Origin of the sequence: Niastella sp. (assembly GCF_045805085.1) — a bacterium.
Taxonomy (GTDB): Bacteria; Bacteroidota; Bacteroidia; order Chitinophagales; family Chitinophagaceae; genus Niastella.
The window spans coordinates 1-8,173 of the sequence record NZ_JBJMLX010000519.1 but is presented as its reverse complement, the minus strand read 5'-3'; the positions used below and the strand labels follow the sequence as shown (position 1 = coordinate 8,173).

7 protein-coding genes are annotated in these 8,173 nt (G+C 41.6%); 2 read left to right on the top strand and 5 right to left on the bottom strand.

Annotated features, from left to right (window positions below):
• Positions 1-498 precede the first annotated feature (498 nt).
• A complete protein-coding gene (locus ACJ751_RS27025) occupies positions 499-1,677 on the top strand; it encodes an acyltransferase family protein (RefSeq protein WP_407748656.1) in 1,179 nt (392 codons plus the stop codon).
• Positions 1,678-1,687: 10 nt separating this feature from the next.
• Here the strand turns inward: ACJ751_RS27025 and ACJ751_RS27020 are convergent, their stop codons facing one another.
• Positions 1,688-2,221 (bottom strand): hypothetical protein, encoded by a 534-nt coding sequence (locus tag ACJ751_RS27020; protein ID WP_407748655.1) that lies wholly within the window; start codon positions 2,219-2,221, stop codon positions 1,688-1,690.
• 213 nt (positions 2,222-2,434) lie between these two features.
• Here ACJ751_RS27020 and ACJ751_RS27015 point away from each other — a divergent pair, with 213 nt between their 5' ends.
• Positions 2,435-3,556, top strand: coding sequence for a metallophosphoesterase (locus tag ACJ751_RS27015; RefSeq protein WP_407748654.1), 1,122 nt, complete (start codon positions 2,435-2,437; stop codon positions 3,554-3,556).
• 43 nt (positions 3,557-3,599) lie between these two features.
• Here ACJ751_RS27015 and ACJ751_RS27010 read toward each other — a convergent pair whose 3' ends face one another.
• The 4 genes from ACJ751_RS27010 to ACJ751_RS26995 all read right to left on the bottom strand — a co-directional run.
• Positions 3,600-5,063 (bottom strand): RtcB family protein, encoded by a 1,464-nt coding sequence (locus ACJ751_RS27010; protein WP_407748653.1) that lies wholly within the window; start codon positions 5,061-5,063, stop codon positions 3,600-3,602.
• Positions 5,064-5,073: 10 nt separating this feature from the next.
• Positions 5,074-5,637: a DinB family protein gene (locus ACJ751_RS27005; protein WP_407748652.1), complete on the bottom strand. Its 564-nt coding sequence runs from the start codon at positions 5,635-5,637 to the stop codon at positions 5,074-5,076.
• Positions 5,638-5,777: 140 nt separating this feature from the next.
• Positions 5,778-6,878, bottom strand: coding sequence for a slipin family protein (locus tag ACJ751_RS27000; protein ID WP_407748651.1), 1,101 nt, complete (start codon positions 6,876-6,878; stop codon positions 5,778-5,780).
• A 625-nt stretch (positions 6,879-7,503) separates the two neighbouring features.
• Positions 7,504-8,173 (bottom strand): hypothetical protein (locus ACJ751_RS26995; RefSeq protein ID WP_407748650.1); only part of this gene is annotated, 670 nt, incomplete at its 5' end.

The window sequence follows — 8,173 nt, the reverse complement described above, 5'->3', positions numbered from 1 at the left end:
TTTAATGTGTATAAACATGTGTAAAAAATCTTAAACTATTATTTTTCAACCAAAAATGCCGTTTTCTCAGTCCCAATCTGTTATCAATAAACTAAAAAACACATTAAAAAGAATTAACACGCCTATTCAACCCTTTTTACGATTGGCGCAAGGTAAATCATTTCTATAATCAATCTTTCACAAGTTGTAAACCCCAGGTATTATTTTGGTCATTCAAAAAACCGATTATAAACAGAGGAAAGGCTAATACCCCCATCACGGTATCATTAAAGAAAAGTAATTATTTATCTTTCTGAATAATGACCAATTGTGCGCCAGTAGGTTTCTATAGGTCACGCCAAAAACGTACACGATTTAATAAATATTGTTATCTGACATAAGCTACCACTTGTTCGCAGAAAACCGCATGTCTTTTACAGATAGAGAAATGCCTGCTGTGCTTTCCATAGCTTGTTTCCTGTTTACAGGTTCCTTATCTTTCCTATCAAATGTAATACCTTGCAAAAACGCTTCTATTCCCTTGATGTTTTCCGGGGTGCTACGGTTGCTTTTATGATTCTGGTGAATAATCCCGGAAGCTGGTCAAACCTGTATACTTCTCTTGAACATGCGCCCTGGCATGGTTGTACGCCTACCGATCTGGTTTTTCCATTTTTTCTGTTTGCCGTAGGGAATGCCCTGGCGTTTGTAATGCCCCGGCTTCAGGAAGCAGGCACTGCAGCCTTTCTTAAAAAAGTTATCACTCGTTCGTGCCTCATATTTCTCATAGGGTTCTTTCTGAACTGGTCGCCTTTTATCCGTTGGGACAATGATCACCTCACCTTTAAAGCATGGGAATATGCAGGCGCCAATGGCAACCTGATAGGGATCCGTATTCTGGGTGTATTACAACGTATAGCACTCAGCTACTTTTTTGCATCGCTGATCATTTATTTCTTTAAAATACGCGGCGCTTTTGTAAGCGCTGTTGTACTGTTACTGGGTTATTGGGTGTTGTGTATGTTCTTCGGAAACGCAGTCGACCCATACAGTCTGAACGGTTATTTTGGACTTGGTGTAGATAAAGCTATCCTGGGCGAATCACATATGTATCATGGCGAAGGCGTAGCGTTTGATCCCGAAGGTATCACCAGTACGCTTACTTCCATTGTACAGGTGATCTTTGGTTATTTTGTGGGCTTTTACATTCAGCAAAAAGGAAAGAATTTTGATATGCTGTCGCACCTGTTTGTTGCCGGCTGTATCCTCATCTTTACCGGCTATGCCTGGGACATGGTGTTCCCCATTAATAAAAAGATCTGGACAAGCTCCTATGTGTTATATACCACCGGACTGGCCATACTGGTGCTTTCTTTATGTATATTCCTGATTGAATTCAAAGAAGCAAAAGGAGCATGGAGTCGCTTTTTTGATGTGTTTGGAAAAAATGCACTGTTCATATTTTTCCTGAGTGGTTTCTTACCACGCATAATTGCCCTCTTCCGCTGGGTAGATCATTTAGATAATGAAGGCAAAAAGGTATATACAAGCGCCTTTCCCTGGTTCTATGAGCATATTTGCAAACCTATCTCATCTAACCTCAAAAACGGTTCGTTACTATATGCCATTTGTATGATCGCCTTTTACTGGCTGATCGTGTATTATATGGATAAAAAGAAGATCTATATAAAAGTATAAGCCCGAACTATCATAATACAATCTTTCGCAGCAGGCGAAACACCAGGCAGATGGCTATGTACAAGGCCGACAAAATTACCATGGAGAACTTGGTAGTGGCCATATCGTAGGCCAGCAATACCGACCAATGGGTTGGCACATCCTGCAGACTTTTTAGCATGGCAATGTTTTCAATTACATCGCAAATACCGGCCACTATCAACAACCAGGTAATAAACTTTCCCATGCGCATCAGTATTTCATGGCCGCTTAACCGGCCAAAATACATACAGGCTACCGACAAACCGGAAGTGTATAAAACTATAAACAGAAAATCGATATAAATGCCAATGATGGCGTGGTGCAGTTTACCATATGTATCCCAGTACTGGATTATTTTTTCTGCCACCTTCAGATCTTTGGCCAGCTCAAACCGAACAATTTCAGCTGTGGCCAATGGCTGCATATACCAATTCGAAGCTATAATGAAAACACAATTGATAGCAAGCAGTACCCAAAACCAACGTTGTAAATTAGCGGGGGGAACAAACGATAGTTGTTTCATCTGAACTTTTATTTTGTTCGCAGACAATTCTGGTTATTTTATCGATCGAACTGCCTGTTTGAAATAGTTGGGCAGGGATTCGGGAGAGAATCAGGCTTTACCGTTTTTAATGCCTTGTTAACAGTCAACCGTATTAAATTATAAACGACTGTGAATTGCTATCTTACTAAAGTAATAAATTTCAGGCAATTGAAAAAAACCTGATTTTTGAGTATGAAAAAATTGTTGCAACGCTTATTTAAAAAACCTGTTACCTGGCTGGCAGAGCGCATGTCGTCCTCACCCCAAAAAGCTCAGGTATTTGCCTCATTATCAGCGTTACTCAAGAACATTCAAAACAAAAAAGAAAGCAGCAGTGGCCTCATTGTCCCCTTCGATCTGTCGAGCGGGAAGTTTGTCATTTTTTCTGATGAACACAAAGGCGCAAGAGATGCCGCCGATGATTTTAGGCTGGCTGAAAAGAATTATTTGAACGCCCTGAACTATTATTATGATAATGGCTTTCACTTTATCAACCTGGGCGATTGTGAGGAATTATGGGAAAACAAACCGGATATAGTGATGGAGAAGAACCAGCCCGACTTTGGGGCTGAACTACGCTTTCTGCAGCAGAACCGCTATTACCGCACTTTTGGCAATCATGATCTTCAATGGAAATTTGACTTTCCCCGCACCCGCTTTTTAAAACCTGTTTTTGGCGACAAGCTTAAAATATATGAGGGTATTTTACTTACCACTACCTATAATAACCGCCCTTATTCCATCTTTTGCACGCATGGCCACCAGGGCGATAAAAGGAGCGATGGCAATGCCTTCAGCACCTGGTTTGTAGCCGCCATCTGGACGCCGCTGCAACGCTTTCTGGAGATCAGCATCAATTCAACCTCCGACTCATTTGAGCTGGTTGATAAACACAACATCATTATGTACGAATGGAGCGCCACGCAAAAAGACCTGGTGTTCATTTCGGGCCACACACATAAACCGGTATTCGCTTCGCTCGATCATATAGAACGGCTTAACAAAGCATTGGAAAAAGCCAGGGCCAACCGGGATGCAGCAGCCATACAAAGCATAGAGGCAGAACTGGAAAGAAGAAAAGTGGAATATGCTGGTAAACAATTTCACAAGACCATGGTGATCCCTTCGTACTTCAACAGTGGCTGTTGTTGCTTTGCTGATGGTGATATAACCGGTATCGAAATAGAGGGTGATACTATCAGGTTAATAAAATGGAAAGAAGAAAGCGGACAATCGCACCGGATTATCCTGGAGCAATGTCCGCTTTCTTATCTTTTCGACATGATATCAAACACTGATACCTCAACTTTGTAAATGACAATGCCGTCCCGGTTGAACCGTGACGACATATATCATATTACTCACCGTCCATGGAATTAGTTTTTTGCCATTTCTTTGGCGCGGTTCCATCCATTCTAACAATTTTGGGGGAGAATTTACCTACTACATCCACCAATGCCGATTGGCTTTTCATCACAACTTCAATATCCTTGTAGGCATTCGGCGCCTCATCCAATCCGCCACCCAGCAATTTCACGCCATGCCGCTGCAATTGATCTTTCAGTTCTTTTTGCGTAATGGAATTTAATGCTTTGGTCCGGCTCATTTTTCTACCGGCTCCATGTGAAGCAGAGGAAACAGAAGCTGTTTCTCCTTTACCTTTTACAATAAAGCCAGGCGCGGTCATTGAACCGGGAATGATCCCCAACACATTCTTACCAGCAGGTGTAGCCCCTTTACGGTGAACGATCAGTTCCTTCATTTTTCCATCAGGACCGATCATCATTTCCTTCCAGGCAAAATTGTGGTGGTTCTCAACCATGGTCAATGGCTGTTCCCCTATCGCTTTGGCAAGTTTAGCATGTATAACATGGTGACAGGCAGATGCATAATCACCAGCCAGGTTCATCGCCATCCAGTATTCCATTCCCTCCTGTTCATCTAAATTCAACCAGGCCAAATTAGCCGCTTCACCGGGTAACCGTCTTTTCTCTCTTGCTATTCTAGTATAGTGGTTGGCGATATTAGCACCCAGGGCTCTTGAACCGGAATGGGTCAATAATCCTACATACGTACCAGCATCGATACCCAGTATCGCATCTTTCTCACCTACTTCTATAATCCCAAACTCTGCAAAATGGTTTCCTGAACCGCTCGATCCCAATTGTCTCCAGGCCTTTGCCTGTAACGCTTTCAATAAAGGCAGTTCATCAAACTCTTTGCGTTCCATCACTTCATGGTCGGTAGCATTGTCAAACAAACCGGGACTACCAAACAAAGTGGCTTCATTTAATTCGCGTGAAAAAAAATGTTCCCGTTGCACCAGTTCTTTTGGGTTAATTGGGAAAACGCTTAAACACATCCGGCAACCAATATCAACGCCTACGCCATAAGGGATCACTGCATTCTCTGTTGCCAGCACCCCACCTATTGGCAAGCCATAGCCGGCATGTGCGTCGGGCATTAAGGCGCCTGCTACGCTAATAGGTAAGCGGGAAGCCAGTTGCATTTGATGCGTAGCGCCTTCTTCAATATTCTCACCACCGAATACATTAAAATGAATACCGGTAGCATTCAATTCAATGGCTTCACCGGGTTCGGTTTCTTTTTTAGGGATCAATTGTTCTGCTATCAAACCAAGCACCGCGTCATTTTCATATTCCACGGGTGCACTCAAAATTTTTTTCAATAACTCCATCACATCCTCCTTTTTCTCATGCTTGTAATTCTTCTCCATCAAATTCATCGCTATGCTTATCACAGGCCCTTCGGGATATCCTATAGCTCTTAATTCCTTACCTGAAATTTTTAATTTCGCCATAAATTATTTTTTAAACACCCAGGTTGAATTCAACTTCAACTCCTTCCATTTGGGTGATATGTCTTTTTGCATGTTGTACCAGGAAATAAATATAATGGTACACATCTATTTTACCCAGGTTATTAACGCTCATCATTATTTTATACAAAGCGCCTTCGCCGTGGGGCATTTTTTGTAACAGTATACGGCATTGCTGCAATTGTGATTCCAACTCATTCCGAATATCGGCAACCTGTCTTTTGCCGCGCGGCTCCATATGGCCAGGGCGGTTCCACACAAATGAATTATGCTGGCCAATTATTTTCATTCGTTGCCAATCAAGGTCGTAATCAACCAACATTTCTGCATAATTTTCTTTCTTTGACCTTTCCAGCGCCTTCCTGGCGCCCTTGCTGATTAACATCAGCAAATACTGATTAGTCAATGAAATATGCTCCAGGATCTTACGAATGCTCCAACCTTTATTATTAGGCGCATAATTCAATAATTCCCTATCAATATTAAACCATTTGAACAATTCATCAAAGGTTTGTATGAGCTCTGTTTCAATAATGCTAATCACTTCAGTTTTCATACACTGCTTTTTACTTACTGTTATTTATCGCAGGCATAAACCAACTGATTGAAAAAGTAGTCCCGCCGCCCGGGCGGAACTACTTTAATTCTCAAGGCTATACAACTTACAAGTCACCTGTCCATCTGCATGGCAGTAGGTTATTTCTGCGATACTAAAATTTGTTTCAATTGATCAATCAACACCCCGTTTCCGTTAACACTGATGCTGCTGATCTTGTCTGCTATTTTTTCCACGTATTCCATCTCCTTCAGCTTCCACAGCATGGCATTATCTTCCATCAGTTTAGCAGTGTTCAACAGGCTACGGGTGCTGGCTGTTTCTTCACGACGCATAATGGTGTTGGCCTGTGCTTTCTTTTCAGCGATCAACACCTGATTCATGATCTCTTTCACATCACCTGGCAGAATGATATCACGGATACCGAAACCAGCTACTTCAACACCCAATACTTCAATTTTGGTTTTTACGGCTTCCAGAATAAAAGGGGTAATGCTTTCTTTCTTCTCCAACAATTCATCGAAAGTCAATTCGCCTACGTATTCACGCAGCGCCAATTGAAAGATCGCATACAGCTGATAGCTAAAATCTTTGTTTTGCACCAGCGCCTTTTCTATGTCAGTCACCTTGTACTGTGCCCAGGCATTTATACGAAGCGCAGCTTTATCTTTGGTCAGAATTTCCTGTCCATTGATCTCCACATGCTGTTGGCGCATATCCAGTTTGTTTACCACGATCGCAATGCCATTCTTCCACCAGGAGTATACACCTGCTTTCAGGGTTTGCACAAACTTTCCATCTATATACAATACCCCCTGCTCAAAGCTTTCTATTGAGAAACTACGTACGTATGATGCTACCAGTTTATGCTGCAGAGTGGTACGTTCAATGTTTTCAGTGATCTCCACTTTACTTACATCAGCACGCACAAAATCATTTTGGATAACACTTTTCCAGAAGGTATAACGACCCGCTGCTAATACCTGTTTCAGCAAACCATTCTCGTAATGCAGCACAATTTCGTTGTCCTTCACTTCAACCACATGCAGTTCGTCGGCCAGTTCTGCATCCTGCAACAGGATGTTCAGTTCAACAGGCGCATTGAATGGTTGTGTTACATTGTATATTTTAACGGTTTCATTTCCCCAGAACCAGTATTTTCCTTCTTTCAGCATGCGTTGATAAGCGCCCTGTTTAAAAACCAGCGCAACTTCATACGCATTTACACGAATATTTTTCATTGTATTTCTTTTTAAGTTGATTAAATAAAAGCCAGGTAATATTTACCATCCCGTAATTGCGGAAGCAAACTTTCACTGATGTTCGTTATACCAGTTTCTCAACAAGCTGTTTATTTAAGCATCGTAATAAACAGGTTCCTGATTAAGTAATATAAACCCCATCATGAGCCATCTGCCTGCAGGCATTTACCGGATTGCGATCCCGCCCTTTGGCGGACTGCCAGTAAATAAGCCCGGCTTTTAAATTGCATCACCATTTTTATGGAAGCGGTGTACTTCCTCAGTTATGGATTTCAAGTCCACATGATTCTGTTGCTCTAACCACTGAGCTACTTCGCCGAAACGAAAAAGGGAATCGAACCCCTGACCCACAGTTTACATGGCTGGCATCTCCCGATTTCAACACAGCATACAGATAGTTACTACCTCTGCACTGTTGTGCATCTTTGAAACACGAACCCGGTTGTCTACGTCAGGTTAATACCAGTCTTCCCGTTAAGGAAGCTTTTTATACATCCTTTCAGATGTAAATTATATTCTATAATAAACCCGCTTCAATATCATTTAAGATCTGATGAACGGGTCTGTTCTTATACGGATTTTTAATTGGAAACCTATGGTCGTCCTACCCTTTCCCATAGTAACATTTTCCATAAACCAATTTTTCCAACCTGCCCCGGTAACCATTCCATTCAAGATAATGTTCTATTTCCTGTAACCTCTTCTCAATAACCACATCTCGTTTTCTTACTTTATCAATTATATTAGGCCTTACCCTTAATACAAACCGCCATGGCTCACTAAATACATACCTTTTTACAAATTGTTCCTTCCCATAAGAGGTCCACATTTCATAAAAAAATTGCTTTTCAGTATCGGTAAAACCCATTTGTTGAAATTGATCTGTATAAGGGCGATCCAGGTTTTGCGTTTTCACCACGTAGTTCTTTCTTCCCATTCTTCTTTTCTTCACCTTAAAATCCTTACGATAACTCCACTCGTACGTATTTATCTTTTTCAGAATACCCTCAAAGAACTCAGCCTGTTTGCTGCGCGCCACATCCTCGCGCAATACAAAAAAACGTTTCCAGCCTTTTTGTACGGGTGGCGTTAATGGCTCCCACCCAAGATGGAATTGTTTCTTATAAAGGTGCTTTTCTTCTTTGCCTAAATGAAATAGCTTTTTGTCAAAATCTTCATACTGCATGCGTTTCTTCTGCCTTACAGTACGCAATCGATACGAAAGAATTTTCGAACCGTATTGCTTAACCAATTTACTGTCCATAATGATTGTA